Source organism: Marinovum algicola (assembly GCF_900109145.1).
Taxonomy (GTDB): domain Bacteria; phylum Pseudomonadota; class Alphaproteobacteria; order Rhodobacterales; family Rhodobacteraceae; genus Marinovum; species Marinovum algicola.
In genome coordinates this window covers 1-21887 of the sequence record NZ_FNYY01000019.1, presented here as the reverse complement: position 1 = coordinate 21887, position 21887 = coordinate 1, and the positions used below count along the sequence as shown (strand labels likewise).

Annotated in this window: 19 protein-coding genes and 1 tRNA gene; 8 read left to right on the top strand and 12 right to left on the bottom strand. The window is 66.2% G+C overall.

The window, feature by feature from the left end; all coding sequences use genetic code 11:
- Positions 1-2: 2 nt before the first annotated feature.
- A complete protein-coding gene (locus BMW90_RS20070) occupies positions 3-1199 on the bottom strand; it encodes a UbiH/UbiF family hydroxylase (RefSeq protein ID WP_074838512.1) in 1197 nt (398 codons plus the stop codon).
- Positions 1200-1282: 83 nt separating this feature from the next.
- Positions 1283-1927, bottom strand: a complete 645-nt coding sequence (locus BMW90_RS20065; protein ID WP_048532135.1) for a pyrimidine 5'-nucleotidase — start codon at positions 1925-1927, stop codon at positions 1283-1285.
- A 98-nt stretch (positions 1928-2025) separates the two neighbouring features.
- Between BMW90_RS20065 and BMW90_RS20060 the strand changes: the two genes are divergently transcribed.
- On the top strand, positions 2026-2670 hold the full coding sequence (locus BMW90_RS20060) for a GntR family transcriptional regulator (RefSeq protein ID WP_048532134.1): 645 nt from the start codon (positions 2026-2028) through the stop codon (positions 2668-2670).
- Here BMW90_RS20060 and BMW90_RS20055 read toward each other — a convergent pair.
- Both BMW90_RS20055 and carA read right to left on the bottom strand, forming a co-directional pair.
- A complete protein-coding gene (locus BMW90_RS20055) occupies positions 2667-4571 on the bottom strand; it encodes a glycosyltransferase family 2 protein (protein ID WP_139211489.1) in 1905 nt (634 codons plus the stop codon). The two genes, BMW90_RS20060 and BMW90_RS20055, sit on opposite strands and share 4 nt — an antisense overlap.
- Positions 4572-4698: 127 nt before the next feature.
- A complete protein-coding gene (gene carA / locus BMW90_RS20050) occupies positions 4699-5862 on the bottom strand; it encodes a glutamine-hydrolyzing carbamoyl-phosphate synthase small subunit (RefSeq protein WP_074838510.1) in 1164 nt (387 codons plus the stop codon).
- A 206-nt stretch (positions 5863-6068) separates the two neighbouring features.
- Between carA and BMW90_RS20045 the strand changes: the two genes are divergently transcribed.
- Positions 6069-6533 carry a GatB/YqeY domain-containing protein gene (locus BMW90_RS20045; RefSeq protein WP_048532131.1) on the top strand — a complete coding sequence of 155 codons (465 nt, stop codon included), beginning with the start codon at positions 6069-6071 and terminating at the stop codon, positions 6531-6533.
- Positions 6534-7016: 483 nt separating this feature from the next.
- Here the strand turns inward: BMW90_RS20045 and BMW90_RS20040 are convergent, their stop codons facing one another.
- From BMW90_RS20040 to lipB, 6 genes are all read right to left on the bottom strand, one after another.
- Complete coding sequence (locus BMW90_RS20040) at positions 7017-7916, bottom strand: hypothetical protein (protein ID WP_074838508.1); 900 nt, start codon at positions 7914-7916, stop codon at positions 7017-7019.
- Positions 7917-7923: 7 nt separating this feature from the next.
- The gene (locus BMW90_RS20035; RefSeq protein ID WP_074838505.1) at positions 7924-8415 is read right to left on the bottom strand and encodes a DUF2244 domain-containing protein; all 492 of its coding nucleotides are present in this window, start codon (positions 8413-8415) and stop codon (positions 7924-7926) included.
- A 258-nt stretch (positions 8416-8673) separates the two neighbouring features.
- Positions 8674-8850, bottom strand: coding sequence for a hypothetical protein (locus BMW90_RS26775; protein ID WP_158499034.1), 177 nt, complete (start codon positions 8848-8850; stop codon positions 8674-8676).
- 152 nt (positions 8851-9002) lie between these two features.
- On the bottom strand, positions 9003-10673 hold the full coding sequence (gene ctaD / locus BMW90_RS20030) for a cytochrome c oxidase subunit I (protein ID WP_048532128.1): 1671 nt from the start codon (positions 10671-10673) through the stop codon (positions 9003-9005).
- A gap of 174 nt (positions 10674-10847) precedes the next feature.
- Positions 10848-11015, bottom strand: coding sequence for a hypothetical protein (locus BMW90_RS26770; RefSeq protein WP_170850590.1), 168 nt, complete (start codon positions 11013-11015; stop codon positions 10848-10850).
- A gap of 286 nt (positions 11016-11301) precedes the next feature.
- Positions 11302-11958, bottom strand: a complete 657-nt coding sequence (lipB, locus tag BMW90_RS20025; RefSeq protein ID WP_074838503.1) for a lipoyl(octanoyl) transferase LipB — start codon at positions 11956-11958, stop codon at positions 11302-11304.
- Between the two features lie 218 nt (positions 11959-12176).
- Between lipB and BMW90_RS20020 the strand changes: the two genes are divergently transcribed.
- Positions 12177-12263, top strand: a tRNA-Leu gene (locus tag BMW90_RS20020).
- 87 nt (positions 12264-12350) lie between these two features.
- On the opposite strand, the gene BMW90_RS20015 is transcribed toward BMW90_RS20020, so the two are convergent.
- Together BMW90_RS20015 and BMW90_RS20010 are read right to left on the bottom strand one after the other, a co-directional pair.
- On the bottom strand, positions 12351-13715 hold the full coding sequence (locus tag BMW90_RS20015) for an MATE family efflux transporter (protein ID WP_074838500.1): 1365 nt from the start codon (positions 13713-13715) through the stop codon (positions 12351-12353).
- Positions 13716-13835: 120 nt separating this feature from the next.
- Positions 13836-14531, bottom strand: a complete 696-nt coding sequence (locus BMW90_RS20010; RefSeq protein WP_074836622.1) for a GntR family transcriptional regulator — start codon at positions 14529-14531, stop codon at positions 13836-13838.
- A 251-nt stretch (positions 14532-14782) separates the two neighbouring features.
- Between BMW90_RS20010 and BMW90_RS20005 the strand changes: the two genes are divergently transcribed.
- The 5 genes from BMW90_RS20005 (at position 14783) to BMW90_RS19985 (ending at position 21881) form a co-directional block, all read left to right on the top strand.
- Positions 14783-15886, top strand: coding sequence for an ABC transporter ATP-binding protein (locus tag BMW90_RS20005; protein WP_048532124.1), 1104 nt, complete (start codon positions 14783-14785; stop codon positions 15884-15886).
- Complete coding sequence (locus BMW90_RS20000) at positions 15883-16887, top strand: ABC transporter permease (RefSeq protein ID WP_082154489.1); 1005 nt, start codon at positions 15883-15885, stop codon at positions 16885-16887. The genes BMW90_RS20005 and BMW90_RS20000 overlap by 4 nt, the downstream gene beginning before the upstream one ends.
- Positions 16888-16900: 13 nt before the next feature.
- Positions 16901-17782: a carbohydrate ABC transporter permease gene (locus BMW90_RS19995; protein ID WP_048532123.1), complete on the top strand. Its 882-nt coding sequence runs from the start codon at positions 16901-16903 to the stop codon at positions 17780-17782.
- A gap of 111 nt (positions 17783-17893) precedes the next feature.
- Positions 17894-19465 carry an extracellular solute-binding protein gene (locus BMW90_RS19990; protein WP_244526490.1) on the top strand — a complete coding sequence of 524 codons (1572 nt, stop codon included), beginning with the start codon at positions 17894-17896 and terminating at the stop codon, positions 19463-19465.
- Between the two features lie 85 nt (positions 19466-19550).
- Entirely contained in the window at positions 19551-21881 is a 2331-nt protein-coding gene (locus tag BMW90_RS19985; protein WP_074836623.1) for a DUF4962 domain-containing protein, read from the top strand.
- The last annotated feature ends 6 nt before the right edge of the window (positions 21882-21887 follow it).

The window sequence follows — 21887 nt, the reverse complement described above, 5'->3', positions numbered from 1 at the left end:
CGCTAGCGCGACTGGCCAAGACCAAGCTGCATCAGCGCCCGGCGCAGCGGCGCCGCGCCATGCAGCGCGGCCAGGCCGGCGGCGCGCAGGTCGCGCAGCGGCGGCGGCTTGAGCATCGAGACCTGGTTGAGCGCGGTGATCCCGGTGACGCGGGCGCGGATGTCGGTGATCCGGGCGCGGTGATAGCGGTCGAGCATCTCGGCACTGCCGAGGCTCTCCGGCGCGGCGCGGGCCAGATCGAGCAGCGCCGAGAGATCGGTCAACGACATATTCAGCCCCTGCGCGCCGATCGGCGGCACCACATGCGCGGCCTCGGCCACCAGCGCCAGCCGTTCGGAGGTGAGCGCCTTGGCGTGCTGCGCGATGATCGGCCAGATCGACCGCCGCGAGGCCAATGTCAGCGGGCCGAAGAGATGCGCCGAGCGCTCGGTCATCGCCGCTTCAAAGGCCGGCACGTCGAGCGCGTGCAGCTCTGCCGCTCTGGGGCCTTCCTCCATCCAGACCACCGCGGACGACGGACGGCCCTGGTGGTCGGGCAGCGGCACCAGGGTGAAGGGGCCGCCGGTGCGGTGAATCTCGGTCGAGACATTGCCATGCGGGATCGGGTGGGTGACGGCAAAGGCCAGCGCCTTCTGGCCGAAGCGTGTGCAGGCAACATCGATGCCCGCCGCCTGACGCAGCGCGCTGTCGCGGCCATCGGCGGCGATCACCAGGCGGCAGCGGATGCGGTTGCCGTCCGACAGAGTGACGCGGGCCTCGTCGGTGCGGGTAAAGAGCGCCTCGGCGGCGACACCGGTGCGAAACGTGACGTTGGCCATCTCTTCGAGCCGCGCCGCCATCTCGCGCCGCAGCAGCCAGTTGGGCAGGTTCCAGCCAAAGGGCAGATCGGGCGAGAGATCGGCGGCCTCGAAATCACGGCTGAGGCGGGCCTCGGGTTCCGGCCCGCCGGCATCGATGATGCGCATGGTTTGCAGCGGCGTGGCGTGCGGGGCGAGCCTGTCCCAGAGACCGGCCGCGTCGAGAAAGGCCTGCGCCGGTTGCAGAAAGGCGGTGCTGCGCATGTCGGCGCCCTCGGCCTCGCGACTGGTGACCGGCGGCGCGGGGTCAACGCAGAGCACGGTGAAACCGGCGGCGCCAAAGGCGGCGGCGGCGGTCAGCCCGGCGATACCGCCGCCGGCGATGAGAATGTCGTGGTCCATGGGGCGACTCCTTTGCCCGAGGTTATAGCGCGGGCGCGGGCGGGGGCCATGGGACAAAGCGCGGCGGTGGGGGCAAACCCGCCCTACGCAAGGCCGGAGAGAAATCGGCTCAGATTGTCGGTGTGGTGGTGGATGTGATCGGCCAGAAGCCGTTCGGGCGCCACATGCACGGTGCGCATCCCCATGGCATGGGGCGCGGCAAGGTTGCGGGGGTCATCTTCGAACATGGCGGCGCGGGCGGGATCGGTGCCGTCGCGGGCAAAGATCGCCTCGAAGGCCTCGCGCTCGGGCTTGGGGCGGAACTGGGCATGTTCGACGCCATAGACCGCATCGAAGAGCCCGGAGAGCCCGCGCGCCGCCAGCACCTCTTCGGCATAGGGCGAGGTGCCGTTGGTGTAGACGATGCGGCGGCCGGGCAGGGCGCGGATGCGGGCCGCCAGCTCGGGGTCGGGGGTGAGCACGGAAAAGTCGATCCGGTGCACGTCCTCGAGATAGGGCGTGGGATCGACGTCATGTTCGCGCATCAGCCCGGCGAGGGTGGTGCCATAGGTCTTCCAGTAATGCACCCGCAGGTGACTGGCCTCGGCCTCGGTGACGCCGAGCGCCTGCATCACATAGGCGGTCATCCGCGGTTCGATCTGGGAAAACAGCCGGCTCTCGGGCGGATAAAGCGTATTGTCGAGATCGAAGACCCAATGGGCCACATGCGAGAAGTATTCTTTTGCCATGCGCCGGACGCTACGCCCGGCGCGGGCGCGGCGCAATGGCCGTATTGCCGGCCAAGGTCGGGCTGGGTAAGGTCTCGCCCGGGACAAAGGAGACACGCGTGAGCCAGAAGACGACGCCGCAGAAAGACGCCTATACGATGATCCTCGAAGCGATTGACGTGGGCACCTTTCGCCCCGGTGATCGGCTGGTGGAAAGTGATCTGGCCGAACGTCTGGGCATGAGCCGCACGCCGATCCGCGAGGCGCTGCAACGACTGGAGACGCAGTCACTGCTGTCGCGCGATGGCCGCTCGCTGATCGTCGCCTCGCTCGACCACAATCAGATGGCCGAGCTTTACGTGGTGCGCACCGAGCTCGAGGGGTTGGCGGCGCGGCTGGCGGCGCGACATGCCACTGCGGAAGAGGTGCGGGTGCTGCGCGACATGGTCAAGGAGGACCATGCGCTGATCGATAACCCGTCGGCGCTGTCGCGCGCCAACCGGCGGTTTCACAAGCAGATTCACCTGGCCTCGCACAACCGCTTCCTGGTGCAGCAGCTCGACCTGGTGCACCGGTCGATGGCGCTGATGGCCACCACGTCTCTGGCCGCCGAAGGGCGCGGCGAAAAGGCCTTGGAGGAGCATGACGCCATCGTCCGCGCCATCGAGGCGCGCGACGAGGCGGCGGCTTACGAGGCGCTGAAATCGCATATCTCGGTGGCTTTTGTCACGCGGCTCAAACTCGACTCGCGCAATGAGGGTTAGGGCGCAGCCTCCCGGTGATCGATCAGCGCTTCGCTGTTGGAATGGCCGTGCTCGGTCTTGTCCCAGTAGAAGGGCTTGATCAGCAGTTCGATCAGCCCCTTGTAGATCGCGATGCTGCCCATCGGGAAATAGAACAGCAGCGTCGGCACCCAGGGGATCAGCCCACGGTGCTGCGGGCTGGCCACTGCCGTGGCGCCGATCACCAGCCCGGCACATTCCGCCAGCAGGAAGAACGACAGCACAACGGTCTCGGTGGCCGGGCCCATCCAGTCGATCAGAGGGTGGCCGAGGCCGAAGACGGCGATCCAGAACGACCAGAGCACCGGCGCCAGAAGCGCCTGGCTGATGGCGCCGAGAAACAGCGCCTGAAAGCCCAGAAAACGCCTCCAGCCGAGATCGCGCAGCAGGGCGCCGGGGCGGCGCATATGCACCAGATAGGTCGCCATGTAGCCCTTGAGCCAGCGCGAGCGCTGTCGGACCCAGGGCCAGGGGCGGCAGTTGGCCTCTTCCAGGGTGACGGAATCGATCAACTCGATGCGAAACCCGCGCCGGGCCAGACGAATGCCCAGGTCGGCATCCTCGGTGACATTATGCGCGTCCCAGCCGCCGACCTGCTCGAGCACCCTGCGACGGCAGAACAGCGTGGTGCCGCCCAGCGGAATGGGAAAGCCCAAGCGCGACAGGCCGGGCAGGACGATACGAAACCAGGTGGCGTATTCGATGGTGAAACAGCGCGACAGCCAGTTGGAATAGGGATTGTAGTAATCGAGGATGCCTTGCAGGCAGGCGACCTCTGGCGGTGCCTCCTGGAAATGCGCCGCGACCCGGCCGATCTGGTCGGGGGCGGGATTGTCCTCGGCGTCGTAGATGCCGATGATATCGCCGTCGCAGAACCGCAGCCCGTAATTCAGCGCTCGTGGCTTGGTGGTGAGTTCGCCCGGCGGCACCACGAGAATGCGCATCCAGGGCGGCAGATCGGCACATGACAGCGCCTGGCGGGTCAGCAGATCCTCGGCTTCGAGCAGCAGGACGACATCGAGGCGCGATTTCGGATAGGTCAGCCGCGACAGCCGGGTGACCAGCTGCGCGGCAATCGAGGTTTCGCGGAACAGCGGCACCAGGATCGAGACCTTGGGCGGGGCGGGCTGGCCGGACGTCTTCGGCGGGGCCTGGGGCCGGGGCAGCGGCGTGCGCAGCCGGGCCAGAAAGGCCGCCAGTTTGAGCCCGGCCACCGCCACCAGCGTGAGCCCCGCCCAGCCGGCGGCCAGGGCAAAGAAAAGCAGCGGCTGCACCAGCACCGCCGCGACGCCAAAGAGCGCCGCCAGCGCCACCCGCCGCAGACGACGCGGGCTGGCCACGGCGCGCAGGCTGCGGCAGCTGTCCTCCTCGGGCAGTGCGGTTTCCGCCAGCTCCGAGAGCTGCGGGCCATGACATAGGGCGATCGCGGCGTGAACGTCGGCCTCGGTGGCGATGCCCATCACCACCGGGCCGATATCTCGCGGCAAGAGATCGCGCAGCGCCTCGAACCGGTCGGGATGGCAGGTGGCCAGCACCAGCGTCTCGCCGAGCCGCATCCAGGGAATGACCCCGTGTTCGAGACAGGTGAGCGGATCGAGCGCCAGGGCGCAATCGGCATCCGGCGGCGCCTCGTCCAGCATCAGCGAGATGGCGGCATGTTGCGCCGCCTGGGCGTGCAGGATGTCCCGCGCCGAGGCGAAGCCCTCGGCCAGAAGGACCTGGTGGATCGGTGCCTGGCACTGGTTGTGGATCGCTAGCGCGCGCAGGAGATCGGCCGCCGAGATCACCCCCATGTCGACCAGGATGCGCCCCAGCGGCAGTTGGTAATGACGACTGAGGCGCGCGGACTGAAGACCGCGCAATTGCAGTTGTGGGGGACTCATGATCCTGGCCTCGTAGCTGCTGGGCCAAGATTGACAAGCTTTAGATTAATACTAGGTAAACAAGAGCTTAACAAAAAATTAACCGCGCCGGAGCGCGGTTAATCATCTTGTCGCAATGGTGCCCGGCTCAGCCGCGTGCGGCCATCGCCTCGGCGAATTGCTCGAACAGGTAGAAGCTGTCCTGCGGGCCGGGGCTGGCCTCGGGGTGGTGCTGCACCGAATAGACCTTGCGGACGTCGGAGTTCAGCGCGATGCCGCAGTTCGATCCGTCGAACAGCGAGACATGGGTCTGCACCACGTTCTCGGGCAGGGTGGCGGCATCGACGGCAAAGCCGTGGTTCATCGAGGTGATCTCGACCTTGCCACTCTGCATGTCCTTGACCGGGTGGTTGGCCCCGTGGTGGCCGTGGTTCATCTTGATGGTGCGGCCGCCAAGCGCCAGCGCCAGCATCTGGTGGCCGAGGCAGATACCGAACATCGGCAGATCGGTCTCGTCCAGCAGCGTCTTGATCATCGGCACGGCATATTCGCCGGTGGCCGCCGGATCGCCGGGGCCGTTCGACAGGAAGATGCCGTCGGGGTTGTGGGCCATCACCTCTTCCGCGGTGGCGGTGGCGGGCAGCACGGTGACGTCACAGCCGGCCGAGGCCAGGCAGCGCAGGATGTTGCGCTTGGCGCCGTAGTCCACGGCGACAACCTTGTGTTTCGGCGCCTGCTGGCGGGCATAGCCCTCGGGCCAGGCCCAGCGCATCTCGTCCCAGCGGTAGCTTTGGGAGCAGGTGACCTCCTTGGCGAGATCGAGGCCCATGAGCCCCTTGAAGGCACGTGCCTTGGCAACCAGCGCCTCGATGTCGAAATTGCCGTCGGGATCATGCGCCAGGGCCACATGCGGCGCGCCCTGCTGGCGGATCGCGCGGGTCAGGCGGCGGGTGTCGATGCCGCCGATGGCGATGCGGCCGCGGGCGGCGAGCCAGTCGGAGAGCTCCTGCACCGCGCGCCAGTTCGAGGGCTCGGTAGGCATCCATTTGACCACCATGCCTTCGGCCACCGGATCGCCGGTTTCGTCGTCTTCGGGGTTCACGCCGACATTGCCGATATGCGGAAAGGTGAAGGTGACGACCTGGCCGGCATAAGAGGGATCGGTCATGATCTCCTGATAGCCGGTCATGGCGGTGTTGAAGCACAATTCGGCCACCCGGATACCGGTGGCACCAAATCCTGTGCCGTAGAAAACCGTGCCATCGGCAAGGGCGAGGCAGGCGGTGGGCGTCTGATCGGCGCGTGCGGTCATCTGGGCGACTCCCTGTGACGGACTGTGGGGCAAATTTGCGCGAACCTATGCCCGGACCGACACGGGGTCAAGGGGCTAGATCGTCCTGCCGGAAATTTCGATTTTCCTGTCTTTTCAATAGCTTGGATCGCGACTCCGGGCATTGCCTCGGATCGAGGCATCGCGTATGGTTCGAGGCTGGTATTCACCCATGGGGATGGGACGACATGAGTTTACGCGCAGAGATCAATTCAGCGCTCAAACAGGCCATGCGGGACAAGGACGCCCGGCGCCTGTCGACGCTGCGCCTGATCAACGCCGCCATCAAGGACCGCGAGATCGCGCTGCGTGGGTCCGGCGAGGAAGAGAGCCTGGGGGAGGCCGATGTGCTTGCCATCCTGGGCAAGATGGTCAAGCAGCGGCAGGAAAGCGCCCGCACCTACGAAGAGGGCGGGCGGCTGGACCTGGCCGCGCGCGAGCTGGAAGAGATCGAGGTGATCGAGGAATTCCTGCCGCGCAAGCTCGACGACAAGGAAGTATCGGCGGCGATCGATGCGGCTGTGGCCGAGGTCGGTGCCTCGTCGATCCGCGACATGGGCAAGGTGATGGGGGCGCTCAAGGCGCGCCACACCGGGCAGATGGATTTCGGCGCGGTCGGCTCGCAGGTCAAGGCGCGGCTGGCGCAGGGCTGAGCCGGCGTCGCTCCGCCGGCTTCGATCGGCCTGTTTCGATCAGCCTGCTTCGATCCGGGGCGCCTGCGGCGCACAGTAGGCCTCGGCCCCCATCCTGACCTTCCCCCGGACACGGGGGAAGGAACCTCTTGGCGGGCCGACCCTGTTTCATCTCTGTCTGTGCGCCTCGCTGATGAGGCCGGGCTCAGGGCTCACCAAAGCAATGCCTCGAAGACACCCCACGCCCTCTCCGGACCTGACAGCGTGCGCGTCCGGGGCAAGCAAAATAGCCGTCTCCCCGCAAGCGGGGCCCTCGGCGATTTGGCTGGCCCCTCCCTGTGCGCGCTGTCCTGTCCTCCCCGGGCGAGGGGCGGCTCCGAAGCAATGAGCAGGCTTCCCGGAAACGCTCCGGTGGAGCGTTTCGCCTGCGCATGGGCGGAGCCCAAGGCTTCCCGGAAATGCTCCGGTGGCGCGTTTCGCCTGCGCATGGAGCGGCGCGTCGGATTACAGGTGAAATTCCTGCCGGATGGCCCGGTCGTCCGCGACGCGGAAGCGCTGCACGAAGCGGGTCTTGAAGCTGATGCGGCCGCGGCGGGCGCCGAAGTTTTCGCCGTGGTTGAGCAGATAGAGCACGCGCGGTGCCTCGAGCGTCGTCAGCGGGCGGCCCGCCAGGCGCGCCAGATAGGGGAACATGCGGTGTTCGTGCTGGCTCATCTCGCGCAGCAGGTCTATCTCTGCCGGGCCATTGGCGAGATCGAAGCGCAGGGCGGCACAGGAGCCGCAGAGCTTCCAGAAGGGTTTGCGCAGCGGTTGCGTCAGGCTGCGCGGCGCCGCCAGCGCCAGGGCGTCGGCGGATTTGTCGTAGACGTAGCCGGTTTGCGCCAGATAGCCGCCGCGGGCCTCGCGACTGATGATTTCCGAGACCAGGCCGGGATGGGCCAGATCGTCGGCGTCGAAGGTCATGGCATAGCCGGCGGCGGTGCCGAGCGCCGGCAGGTGATCGCAGAGCTGCGCCAGCTTGCGCCATTTGTCGTTGCCTTCGACCGGGGTGGTGAAAGGCAGGAAGGTGACGCGCGGATCGTCGGCCAGGTCTTTCGGCCGGTCCTGGCCGCAGATCACCGCCTGCCAGCGGGCGTCGCTCTGGCGCCGCAGGCTGGCCAGCGTGGCGGCGAGGCGGGCGCAGGTGCCCGCCCAGTCGCCGACATGGTGGCGGCCGACCAGCGGGATCAGGAAGACGACCGTGTCGGCCGGGGCGGTGGCCCGATGCGGGCGCAGGGTCAGCGCCGCGCGTTCCGAGGATTGCAGGCCGGTGTCGCGCGCCATCAGCCGCGAGGGGCCGAGGCTCGCGGCAGCCGCGAGGCGCCGCAGACGGGCAGGTTTGGGGGTCGCGGGGATCTGGGCCATGTCGGGATCAGCGGCGCGCCGGGGGCAATTGCCGGCTGAGGTCCTGGAATAGGGCCATGCGTTCGTCTTCGGACAGGAAGGCGCCGATCTCGACCTCGCGGCCGCAGCCGGTGAGGGTGACGTAATTGGGCACCGGGCCGCCGTCGGCATGCAGGTGCGGCCGGGTCCAATAGGCGTTGCAGGCCCAGTTCTGATCCGGGCCATTGGGGTTGTGGCGGGTAAGCGATACCGTCTCGGGCGTCAGGCGCAGCACCTCGAGCAGCTGGCAATCGCGGTGGTTGCGGTCGAGCGCGTACCACAGCCCGCCGAGCGCCAGCAACAGGAACGGCAGCAGTCCCCAGAGCAGCACCGTGCCGAGCACCGTATAGAGCGGGATCGTGGCGAGGGTGAAGGTGGCCAGGAGAAACGCCGCATAGCCCCGGGGTGGCAGCGATTCATGCGGCCAGAGGCGCAGTTCGGCCTCGTTCGGAGAGGGGCTTGGCAACCATCGATAGGGCATAGGAAGTATATAGGAGTCGGCCGGGCCGGCGTCGACTGAAATATCGCCGCAGGACGGGGCCGGGCGCACGGGAAGCGAGCCAGGGGATGGTCGCGCACCGCGGCCCCGGCTGGCGATCCTTGGGGGGTCCGCCAGCAAGAGCGCCTTGCGGCGCCCCCGCGTCAGGCTGGCATGAAATCATCGGCGCCCCTGTGAGACAGGTCACAGCGCCAACCACTGCCCGCCCGGTTCTGGAGAAAACCGGAAAACGCGTTTGGGTCAGCCGGCCGTTTTCGGGCAGAGCAGGCAGGGGCCCCGGGTGGGGGTGTCGCCCTGCGGCCGCGGGTCCGAGGGAAAGGTCAGAAGGGGCAGAGTGCCGGCACCGAAAGCCTGTGCGGGCGGGGGTGTCGCGCTGGCCAGAAAGCCGGCGGCGAGCAGGGTGAGAAGGCGGGTCATGGCAAAGTCCTTTGCGGCAATAATGCAGTTGCAGCATAGTGCGTGACCCAACGTCAACCTGTGTGACCGGTCACACTTCCGACCGCTTTCAACCGGCGCATGAAAAAGGCCCGCGCAATGCGCGGGCCTTTTCCTGTTTCTGTCTGGCGCGATCAATGCGCCGGATGCTTGTCCCAGTCTTCCTGCTTGGGCAGGATTTCGAAGGTGTGCTCCGGCGGCGGGGTCGGCAGCGTCCATTCCAGCGTATCCGCGAATTCGTTCCAGTAGTTGTCGCGGGTCTCCTTGGCGCCGCGCAGGAGGGCCTGGCCGACGATGTAGAAGAACAGCAGGAACGAGGCGAAGGAGATGAACGCACCGATCGACGACCACCAGTTCCAGGTGGCGAATGCCTCCGGGTAGTCGATGTAGCGGCGCGGCATGCCCTGACGGCCGAGGAAGTGCTGCGGGAAGAAGGTCAGGTTGGCACCGATGAAGAACATCCAGAAGTGCACCTGGGCCAGCTTCTCGTTGTACTGGCGGCCGGTCATCTTGGCGAACCAGAAGTACATGCCGGCAAAGATGCAGAACACCGCGCCCAAGCTCATCACGTAGTGGAAGTGCGCCACGACGTAATAGGTGTCGTGATAGGCCCGGTCGACCGCTGCCTGGCTCAGCACGATGCCGGTCACGCCGCCAACGGTGAACAGGAACAGGAAGCCCATGGCAAAGAGCATCGGCGCCTTGAACTCGATCGAGCCGCCCCACATCGTTGCGATCCAGGAGAAGATCTTCACGCCGGTCGGCACCGCGATCACCATGGTCGCCAGCATGAAGTAGCTCTGTTGGGTCAGCGACATGCCGACGGTGTACATGTGGTGTGCCCAGACGACAAAGCCCAGCGCGCCGATCGCGATGATCGCCCAGACCATCGGCAAGTAACCGAAGACCGGCTTGCGCGAGAAGGTCGCGATCACGTGGCTGACGATGCCGAAGCCCGGCAGGATCACGATGTAGACTTCCGGGTGACCGAAGAACCACAGGATGTGCTGGTAGAGGATCGGGTCACCGCCGCCGGCGGGGTCGAAGAAGGTGGTGCCGAAGTTGCGGTCGGTCAGCAGCATGGTGATCGCGCCTGCCAGAACCGGCAGCGAGAGCAGGATCAGCCAGGCGGTGACGAAGATCGCCCAGGAGAACAGCGGCACCTTGAAGAGCGTCATGCCCGGGGCGCGCATGTTCAGGAAGGTGGTGATCATGTTGATCGCGCCGAGGATCGAGCTGGCACCAGAGACGTGCACCGCAAAGATCGCCAGGTCCATCGACAACCCGCCTTCGTTGGTCGAGAGCGGCGGATAGAGCACCCAGCCCACGCCGGAGCCAAGCTGGTCGTTGCCGCCCGGGGCCAGGACCGAGGAGACGGCCAGGGTGGTGCCGGCGACATAAAGCCAGAAGGACAGGTTGTTCATCCGCGGGAACGCCATGTCGGGCGCGCCGATCTGCAACGGCATGAAGTAGTTGCCGAACCCGCCGAAGAGGGCGGGGATGACCACGAAGAACATCATCAGGATGCCGTGGCCGGTGATCAGCACGTTCCAGAGGTGGCCGTTCGGGGTACAGACCGCGTCCGAGGCAATCAGCCGGGCGCCTTCCATGCACATGAACTGCACGCCGGGCTCCATGAGCTCCAGACGCATGTAAACGGTGAAGGCCACCGAGATGAAGCCCGCAAACGCAGAGACGATGAGATACAGGATCCCGATATCTTTGTGGTTGGTGGACATGAACCAGCGGGTGAAGAAACCGCGCTGATCCTCATGCTCGTGGCCGTGAATGGCGGCGTCAGCCATGTCTCGTGCCTCCTGCTAGACAAAACATGGGCGCATGCACCATAGCCGGCGCCCGGACTCTCGGACCGGTTCTAGAATGCACGCCCGGGATCGGCAACGGGTCAGATTGACCTAGATCAAGAAAAAGTGTCGCGGGGGGCGTGGCTTCGCCGGTGGCGCCTGGCTGGCGACGCTCTAGCTGGCGACGACGATGAGCCCGAGCAGGGGAATCACCAGCGCCGCCAGCCAATAGGGCAGCCTGCGGTTCCAGATCGGGGTGGGTTGAAAGCAATTGCCACAGACCGGCGCGCCAAAGCGCAGGCGATGGGCGCAGCTGGGACAGTGAAACAGACGACGGGCCACGGGGGTACCTCGGGCGGTGCTTACGGGGCGAAACGGTTGGGAAGGCGATTTGGTTCCAGCCCGATGATGCAGATGGCCCGATGTGCAGAAAGCGAAATGCGCGCGGGCCAGTGACATCTATCACCACCCCGGCGCGTTTTCATGCGACGCCAGAACTGATGCTGCGCAGTCGGGCACAGGGGGGCGGATATGCGGTGAATGGCGCGACTTCGTGAGCTGAGCTGCGGCCCGGCGGATGGTCGGAAAAGCCAGCGGGCGCCCGGCCCGGTGATGGCGCGGGTCGGGATCAGTCGATCTCGCCGAAGACCGCGTCGAACTGGCTGCGCAGCGCGACATCGAGGTCGGCCATGGTGACGGGCAGCCCGAGATCGACCAGGCTGGTGACCCCGTGGTCGGTGATGCCGCAGGGGACGATGCCGGAGAAATGCTCGAGATCCGGCTCGACGTTGATCGAGACGCCGTGAAAGCTCACCCATTTGCGCAGGCGGATGCCGATGGCGGCGATCTTGTCTTCCTGTGGCTCGCCGGTCGCGGTCAGCGGCTTGTCGCCGCGCGCGACCCAGACCCCGACGCGGCCGTCGCGAATCTCGCCCTTGACGTTGAAGGCGGCGAGGGTGGCGATCACCCAGGACTCGAGCTGATGCACGAAACGGCGCACGTCGCGGCCGCGCCGGCCGACATCCAGCATGACATAGGCCACCCGCTGCCCCGGCCCGTGATAGGTATACTGGCCGCCGCGCTTGCTGGGATGCACCGGGAAGCGGTCGGGATCGGTCAGATCCTCGATCCTGGCAGAGGTGCCGGCGGTGTAGAGCGGCGGATGTTCGACCAGCCAGACGGCCTCGTCCTCGCGGCCCGCGGCAATGGCGGACGCGCGGGCTTCCATGAAGGCGACCGCGGCGTCGTATTCGGTCAGCCCGTCGGAGATGATCCATTCTACCATGCGGATGAGGTACACCGGCGGCGCGGGAGGGGGAAGCGGAAAGCGGTGTCGGGTGCGCTGCCCCCGTCGCCTTTGGCGACTCCCCCGAGGGTATTTTCGGCAAGAGGAAGCGGCAGGAAGGGGGCTTTGGCGGCGGTGGGAAAAAAAGTGCCGGGGGGCGGTTTTCGCTCTTGGCATTGTCCGGGCTATTGGCTAAACCCCGCCCACCAGTTCAAAGTGCGGTCGTGGCGGAATTGGTAGACGCGCAGCGTTGAGGTCGCTGTGGGGTAACTCCCGTGGAAGTTCGAGTCTTCTCGACCGCACCAATTCTCTCTCGCGAGAAAGACGGTGACGAAAAAGCCCCTGTTTGTCAGGGCTTTTCGCGTTTTGCGAGGGGCCTGAAGGCCCGATTCTCAGGGCTCCGGCGGGGCGGTCTTCCATGTGCCTTTCAGCAGCCGCAGATGGAAGGGCGGGAATTTCACCAGCTCCTCGAGCAGCAGCAGCGAGAAGATCCAGATCACCGGCAGGTCGAGCCAGAGAACCATGACGGCGGTCGCCGGCACCCGGAAGAGCCATTGCGACCAGATGAAGATATGCATCACATAGACCGTGTCGCCGCCGGCGCGCAGGGTGTTGCCGCAGATCGCGTTGGAGCCCTTGGGGAAGGGCAGTACCAGCAGGATCGGCAGGAAGCCGAGCAGCGTCATCTGGGTTTCGCGGGACAGATCGGCGTAGAGCCAGGGGCTGGCCAGGATGACCCCGGCGTAGAAGGTGGCGACCAGGGCCGCGGCCAGCAGCGCCACGCGCCATGCGGCGGCAAGAAAGACCTCGAGATCCTCGGGCGGGGTCTGGCGGCCCAGCATCTGGCCCACCATGATGCCGGTGGCCTGGGCCCAGCACATGCCGACGGTGCCGGCGACCTGGACCCAGGGCATGATGATCGTCATCGCCGCGAACTGGTTGACCGGCAAGGTGGCATAGATCAGCCCGCAGACATGCAGCGCGATGGTGGCGCTGGCGAAGGTAGCGGCGATCGGCAGGGCAAAGACCAGATGCCGCCGGAGTGATGCGGAAAAGCTGCCGTTGCGCCATCCCGGTGTGCGCAGCAGGTCACGGCGGGTTCTGAGCAGCACGACGGCGAGAAAGCCGACCTGCACCATGGAGGCCAGGGCGCTGCCGAGTGCCGCGCCGAGCACGCCGAGCGCCGGGGCGCCAAAATGGCCGTGGATCAGGATGACGCTGGTGGCGATGTTGACCGGCACGGCGAGGCCATAGCTCAGCGCCGGCAGACGGGTGTCGCCGCAGCCGTTGAAAAATCCGGTCAGGCATTGGCCCACCGCCTCGGCCAGGATCACCACGGCGAAGACCGAGAGATAGCGCCGCGCCTGATCCGCGATCCAGGCGTCATGTGCGAGGGCCTCGATGGCGGGGCCGGCGGCGAGGGCCAGCACGGCGAGGCCTGCGAGGATCACCGAGACATTGATTGTCAGCCCGGCCAGCAGGGCGGATTTCAGGAACACCCGGTCGCCGGAGCCGAAGGCCTGGGCGATGCGGATCTGGGTGGCATTTGAAAAGGCGACGATCAGCCCGAGCAGCAGACCGGCGATCGAGGCCGAGAGGCCCAGCACCGCCACCGCCGGCTCGCCCAGCGACGAGACGAGCCAGGCGTCGATGACGACGATGCCATGCAGCATGATCGCCTTGAAGGTCAGCGGCCAGGCGAGGTTGAACACCGCGCGCGTCGAGGGAATGTCCCTCGTCAGGGGGAAATGGGTCATCGTGACTGGGTCCATGGGTTCGCGACGGCCCGGGTGGGCGGTCGCTATGGGGCGGCGGGCGCGCGGGGCGCCCTGGCGGCAAGGGTCAGGGGGGAGACGGCAGGGGCGGCAGGGCCCCTGTCACTTTTCATTTTCGAAGTATGAAGCGTTGTCTTTGGTTATTTTTTCGAGGGTGGAGTCGAGTCTTTTGAGGTGTTTCATTCCGTTGGCGACGGCGGTTTCGGGGTCTCCTTGGAGGATGGCGGTTGCGATGGCTTCGTGGTCGGCGAGGAGCTGGGGCATGCGGTCCTGTTTGGCGAGGCCGAGCAGGCAGAGGCGGTCGACCTTGGCCTTTTCGGCGGCGATCACCTCGAAGGCGAAGGCGGCGCCGGCGATGGTGCAGAGGGCGCGGTGGAAGGCGTAGTCGAGGGCGCTGAAGCCATGGGCGTCGCCGGCGGCGAGGGCGGCGCGCTGGCGGGAGAGTTCCTGGGTCAGGGCCTGGCGGGCGGCGGCCTGGGTCTCGGCGGCGGCCAGGGCGGCGCGGCGCAGCACCTCGGCCTCGACGGCGGCGCGGACAAAGCGCGACTTCTCGATCTCGCGGGCCGAGAACCGCTTCACCTCGGTGGCGCGCTGCGGCCGGATCAGCAGCAGGTCGAGATTGGCCAGCCGGGTGAAGGCATCGCGCACCGGCTGGCGCGAGACGCCGAAGCGGGCGGCGATCTCGGCCTCGGAGATGCGGTCGCCGGGGCGCAGGCGCAGGGCGTCGATCTCGGCGCGCAGGTGGTCGAAGATCTCGTCGACGGCGGTGCGCCGGTCGCTGGACAGGCTGTGTGGCATCCCTCGGGTCTCCCTGTGCGGGGCCGGCGGCTGCCCCCTGATGGCTGTGGCTGCGGCGCCGGCGCGCCGGGCCCCTTGGGGGGTCTGGCGGGCGCCCTGCCGAACTTCATACTAGTATTCCAGATTTGTTACTAGTATACCAGTCTTAAGTTAGCCCCGAATCGCACCGCCATGCAACTGATTGGGGGCGGCATCCGCACAGGCGGGACCGGCGGGGGCCGGGCGCCGGCAACTTTAACGGAGGAGAGGACATGTCGGGAGTTCGTTTGGAGGGCATCGTCAAGGCCTATGGCGCGGTGCAGGTGGTGCATGGCATCGACCTCGAGGTGGCGGAGAAGGAGTTTGTCGTGCTGGTCGGGCCCTCGGGCTGCGGCAAGTCGACGACGCTGCGGATGATCGCCGGGCTGGAAGAGATCAGCGACGGCGATCTGACGATCGACGGCCGGCATGTGAACCGGGTGGCGCCGAAGGATCGCGACGTGGCGATGGTGTTCCAGAACTACGCGCTCTACCCGCATCTCAACGTCGCCGACAACATCGCCTTCGGGCTGCGCATCCGCAAGGAAAGCAAGGACCACATCGCCGCCTCGGTCGATGAGGTCGGCGGCATCCTCGGGCTCACGCCCTATCTCGAGCGGCGGCCGGCGGATCTCTCGGGCGGCCAGCGCCAGCGGGTCGCCATGGGCCGTGCCATCGTGCGCCGGCCCAAGGTCTTCCTGTTCGACGAGCCGCTGTCGAACCTCGACGCCAAGCTGCGCACCCAGATGCGGGCCGAGATCAAGCGGCTGCACAAGCGGCTCGGCGCGACCTCGATCTATGTCACCCACGACCAGGTCGAGGCGATGACCCTGGCCGATCGCATCGTGGTCATGCACGACGGGCGGATCGAGCAGATCGGCAGCCCGATGGAGCTCTTCCTGAACCCGGCCAACACCTTTGTCGCGGGCTTTCTCGGCTCGCCGCCGATGAACATGATCCGCGCGCAGGTGGTGGCCGGCGATCGCGGCCCGGTGGCCGAGTTCGACGGCCAGCGCATCCAGCTGCAACCGATCCCGTCGTTGCAGAACGCGGTCGGCCAGACGGTCATTCTCGGCATCCGGCCCGAGTTCGTCGCGGTCGCCGGGGCCTCCGACCCGACCCGGGTCGGCCTCGATGTCGATCTGGTCGAGACCCTGGGCTCGGAGGCGCTGATCCATGCCAGCCTGCAGGGCGAGCCCTTTGTCATCCGCACCGAGACGGTGGGCCAGATGCACATCCTCGACGGCATCTCGGGCTTCACCATCGCGCCGCATCTGATCAAGGTCTTCGACGCCGAGACCGGCCGGACGCTGCCCGGGCAGGTGCTGGAACAATGAGCAACGATCCCAACTTCACCGGCGCCGCCGGCCCGGCGACCGAAGAGCTGATCTTCGACGCCTCCGAGGCGCGGCGCGCGCGCCGGCCGAGCCGCATCCAGAGGGTGGGCGACCACCTGCGCCGGGAATGGCAGCTCTATGTCATGCTGATCCCGACCATCCTGTGGCTGGCGGTCTTTCTCTACAAGCCGATGTACGGGCTTCAGATCGCCTTCAAGGATTACTCGATCTTCCGCGGCGTGGCGGCCAGCCCCTGGATCGGCTTCGAGCACTTCCAGACGCTGTTCGGCAACGACCAGTTCCTGCGGGCGCTGAAGAACACCATCATCATCTCCTTCTACGGGCTGCTCTTCGGCTTTCCGATGCCGATCATCCTGGCGCTGATGTTCAACGAGATCCTCAAGCAGAGCTTCAAGAAGACGGCGCAGACCATCGTCTATCTGCCGCACTTCATCTCGAGCGTGATCATCGCCGGCATCGTGATCACCGCCTTCAGCCCCTCCGCGGGCATCGTCAACACCTTCCTCGGCTGGATCGGGGTGGAGCCGATCTACTTCCTGACCAAGCCCGAATGGTTCCGGCCGATCTTTGTCGGCACCGGCATCTGGCAGGAGGCGGGCTTCCAGTCGATCGTCTATCTGGCGGCCATCGCCGGGGTCTCGCCGACGCTGTATGAATCGGCCGTGGTCGATGGTGCCAGCCGCTGGCAGATGATGTGGAAGATCACCATTCCCTCGATCCTGCCGACGATCATCATCATGCTGATCATCCGCATCGGCAACATGCTCGAGATCAGCTTCGAGATGATCATCCTGCTCTATCAGCCGGCGACCTACGAGACGGCGGATGTGGTCAATACCTTCATCTACCGCCAGGGCATCCAGGGCGGGCAATACGATCTGGCGGCGGCCGCGGGCCTGTTCAACGCGGTGGTGGCCTTCGTGCTGGTGATGACGGCGAACACGATCTCCAAGCGCTATTCGCGCACCTCGCTCTGGTAAGGGAGGACCGGACATGACCAACATGAACCTCTATTCGCGCGGCGACAGGCTCTTTGTCATCGTCAACATGGTGCTGATCGGCCTGTTCACCATCTCGACGCTCTATCCCTTCATCTACATCGCCTCGATGTCGATGAGCACCGGCTTCGAGGCCCGCGCCGGCAATGTCATCCTGACCCCGGTGGGCTTCACGCTGGAGGCCTACAAGCAGGTGCTCTCCGAGCCGCTGTTCTGGTCGTCTTACGCCAACACCTTCATCTACACCATCGGCGGCACGCTGATGAGCCTGGCCTTCATCATCCCCGGCGCCTATGCGCTGTCCAAGCCGCAGCTCTACGGCCGGCGGTTCTGGAACCTGGTGGTGGCCTTCACCATGTGGTTCAACGCCGGCCTCATTCCGTTCTTCCTGAACATGCGCGATCTGGGCCTGCTCGACAGCTACTTCGGCATCATCATCGGCTTTGCGGTCAACGGCTTCAACATCATCCTGCTGCGCAACTTCTTCGAGGGCATTCCGCGGAGCTTCGAAGAGGCCGCGCGGATGGACGGCGCCAACGAGTTCCAGGTGCTGTGGAAGGTCTATGTGCCGCTTTCCAAGCCGGCGATCGCCACCGTGGCGCTGTTCTGCATCGTGTCGCGCTGGAACGGCTTCTTCTGGGCCATGGTGCTGCTCCAGGACGAGGACAAGATCCCGCTCCAGGTCTATCTGCGCAAGGTGATCGTCGAGCTCTCGGACGACGAGGAGTTCGCCACCTCGCTGCTGACCGCGGCCTATTCGGTCGAGACCGTGACCGCGGCGATCATCGTCTGTTCGATCATCCCGATCCTGATGATCTACCCCTTCCTGCAGAAATACTTCTCCAAGGGCATCCTGCTCGGCGGGGTGAAGGAGTGAGCGGCGCCCGGACAGGGCTCCGGCGGAGCCCTGTCCGGGCGCGAACGCCCGAGGCCCTCCCGAGGGCCTGGCAACCGAAGACCGAATGAATTCGCATAAAGGGAGGACACCATGCGAAACCTGTCACTGACCATGCTGGCGACGACGGCCTTGACGGCGGCCATCGCCGTGCCGGCGTCTGCCGAAAGCCATCTGCCGATCACCGAGGAGCCGCTCGAGCTGACGATCCACATGCATTGGCCGCGCGCCCAGGGCTATGGCCCCGGCGGCGACACCTCGAAGCTCTACCCGGTCGAGGAAGTGGCCCGCGAGAAAACCAATATCCACCTGATCGACCAGACCTCGGGCCGCAACACCAAGGACAACAACGAGGCGATGAACCTGCTGCTCGCCACCGGCGATCTGCCCGACATCGTCGGCGGCAACCTGATCAAGCAGCCGGTCAACCAGTACGGCCCCGAGGGCGCCTTCGTGCCGCTCAACGATCTGGTCGAGGACCATGCGCCCAACATCAAGGCCTGGTTCGACGACCATCCCGAGATCTGGGATGCGATCAAGGCCTATGACGGCAATGTCTATTACATCCCCTATCTGCCGGACGGCAAATACGCCCGCGCCTGGTTCGTCCGCCAGGACTGGCTCGACGCGCTGGGGCTGGAGGCGCCCGACAACGTGGAAGAACTCTACGACGTGCTGGTGGCCTTCCGCGATCAGGACCCCAACGGCAACGGCGTGCAGGACGAGATCCCCTTCTTCGTGCGCGACTGGGAAGAGGTGCTGCGGCTGCTGACGCTCTGGGATGCGCGTTCGACCGGGGCGGATGTCTATCACCAGTTCTACGTCAAGGACGGCCGCGTGGTGCATCCTTACGCCCAGGAGGCCTATCGCGACGGTCTGGCCAATATCGCGCAATGGTACGAGGAAGGCCTGATCGACCCCGAGGTCTTCACCCGCGGCTCCTCGGCGCGCGACTATCTGCTGGGCGAGAACCTGGGCGGCATGACGCACGACTGGTTCGCTTCCACCTCGGGTTACAACGTGGCGCTGGAAGACAAGGTCGAAGGCTTCAACTTCATCCCCTTCCTGCCGCCGAAATCGGTCTCGGGCGTGCGCATCGAGGAAAACCGCCGCATCCCGATGAAGCCCGACGGCTGGGCGATCTCCTATTCCAACGACCATCCGGTCGAGACCATCAAGTACTTCGACTACTGGTTCTCGGAAGAAGGGGCGCTGCTCGCCAACTTCGGCGTCGAGGGCAAGACCTGGGACATGATCGACGGCGCGCCGGTCTACAAGGACGAGGTGCTGAGCTCGGGCCAGCCGGTCAACAGCCAGATGTATCTCGAGGGCGCGCAGGTCTATCGCGGCTACCCGCAGGACTACCGCTACGAATGGCAATGGACCCGCGACAGCGCGCGCAAGGGCATCGAGCTCTATGACACCGAGGACCTGCTGATCGAGCAGTTCCTGGGCGTCGCCTTCAACAAGGAGGAGCAGGAGGTCTACGACCGGTACTTCCCCTCGATCCAGACCTACATGCTGGAGCGCCAGCAGGCCTGGATTCTCGGCTCCGGCGACATCCAGGAGGACTGGGACAGCTACATCGAGACCCTGAACAAGATGGGTTACGAGGAGGTGCTCGAGGTGATGAACTCGGCCTACGAGCGCCAGTACGGCGGCTAGGCCAGAGCCCCCCGGACAGACCCGCCTGCGGCCGTCGCCGGCCGCAGGCTCCCCGAATCTTCCCCGCAAGCAACAGGATATCCCGATGCCCGGCGCCACCGCCCCCACGCTCGACGAACCCAGAACCGGCCGCCTGACGATCCAGTATGCGCCCGACGCGGAGACCCCGATCGTCGAGAACCCGCCGCGCTTCACCTGGCTGCCGGTGATCGAAGACGAGGCGCTCTATCTGCTGCGCCTGTCGCAGGACCCGGCCTTTCCCGCCGCCGAGACCCGAACCCACGGGCCGGTGCCGCTCAACTTCTTCACCCCCGACCGGGTGCTCGAGCCCGGCACCTGGCACTGGGCCTATGCGGTCTGCGACGCCGAGGGCCAGCCGGTCACCGGCTGGAGCGCCACCCGGCAGTTCACCCTGGCCGAGGGCTTGCCGGAAACCCCGCTGCCCGGCCGCGCCAGCCGCTTTGCCGAGGCCCCCGAAAGCCACCCGCGGCTCTGGCTCGACGCCGCCCGGCTCGAGACCTTCCGCAAGGCGGTGAAGGCCGATCCCGACCATTGCACCTGGGCGCGCTTCTACGAGAAATCCGTCCTGCCCTGGATGGACCGCGAGATCACCCGCGAGCCGGCGGGCTATCCCGGCCACCAGCGCACCGCGCCGGTCTGGCGCCAGACCTACATCGAGTTGCAGGAGGTGATCTATGCCATCCGTCACCTCGCCATCGGCGGCCAGGTGACCGGCGACCAGGCGATGCTCGACCGCGCCAGGGACTGGCTGCTGGAGGTGGCTTCCTGGGATCCGATGGGGGTGACCAGCCGTGCCTATACCGACGAATGGGCCTACCGCGTCACCAATGCCCTGGCCTGGGGCTACGACTGGCTTTACGACCAGCTCTCCGACGACGAGCGCAGGCTGGTGCGCGACGCGCTGCACGAACGCACCCGCGACATTGCCGAACACGCCATCCTCAACGCCAAGATCCACCTCTTTCCCTATGACAGCCATGCGGTGCGCTCGGTCTCGCTGACCCTGGTGCCGGCCTGTATCGCGCTCTTGGGCGAGGACGAGGGCGAGAACGGCAGCGGCGAGGCCCGCGACTGGCTGAACTACTGCATCGAGTTCCTCGCCACGGTCTATTCGCCCTGGGGCGATGCCGATGGCGGCTGGGCCGAGGGCACCAACTACTGGATGATGGGCATGGCCTATCTGATCGAGGCCGCCAACCGGCTGAAGAGCTTTGCCGGCATCGACCTCTACCAGCGCCCCTTCTTCCGCAACACCGGCGACTTCCCGCTCTATTGCAAGGCGCCGAACACCCGCCGCGCCACCTTCGGCGACGACAGCACCCAGGGCGATCTGCCCTGCATCAAGACCGGCATCAACCTGCGGCAATACGCCGGCGTCACCGGCAATGGCGCCTATCAATGGTACCATGAGGAGCTGGCCCGGCTGAACCCCGGCACCGAGGGCGCCTTCTACAACTGGGGCTGGTGGGACACCCATTTTGACGAGCTGACCTATCTCACCGACTTCCCCCTGGTCGAAGCTACGGATCCGCCCTCGGGCATGCGCCACTTCAAGGGCATCGGCTGGGTCGGCATCCAGCACGAGATGGCCGACCCCGACCGCCATATCCAGTTCGTGTTCAAAAGCAGCACGTTCGGCTCGATCAGCCACAGCCACGGCGACCAGAACGCCTTCTGCCTGGCCGCCTTCGGCGAGGACCTGGCGGTGCAATCGGGCTATTACGTCGCCTTCAACTCATCGATGCACCGCAACTGGCGGCGCCAGACCCGGTCGAAAAACGCCATCCTGATCAATGGCAAGGGCCAATATGCCGACAAGGACAAGGCCCGCGCCATGGCCGCAACCGGCACGATCCTCGCCGCCGAGCAGCGCGACGACCACATCTACATCCACGGCGACGCCACCGCCGCCTATCAGAGCCTCTCGCCCGAGGTCACCCGCGCCGGCCGCGAAGTCTACTTCGTGAACGGCAGCTACTTCGTCATCGTCGACAGCGTCGATGCCGACGCAGCCGTCACCATCGACTGGCTGCTGCATGCCAACCAGCCCTACGACCTCGGCCGGACCTCCTTCCGCATGACCGGCGAGACGGCGGGCTTCTACGGCCAGGTGGTCTGGTCCGAGGCCGGCAAGCCCGAACTCAGCCAGGTCACCGGCTTCCCCGGCGTCGACCCGGCCGATTACGCCGGCCTGCCCGAAAGCACCTGCCTGCACGCGACATACCCCGCCGCCAGACGCCACCGCATCGCCACCCTGCTGGTGCCCTACCGGCGCTCCGAACCCAAACGCATCTTCAACTTCATGGACGACCAGGGCTACGACGCCGACCTCTACTTCACCGACCCGGACGAAAACACATTCAAAATTACCCTCAAAAAACTCGCAAAATCATGAGCCGAG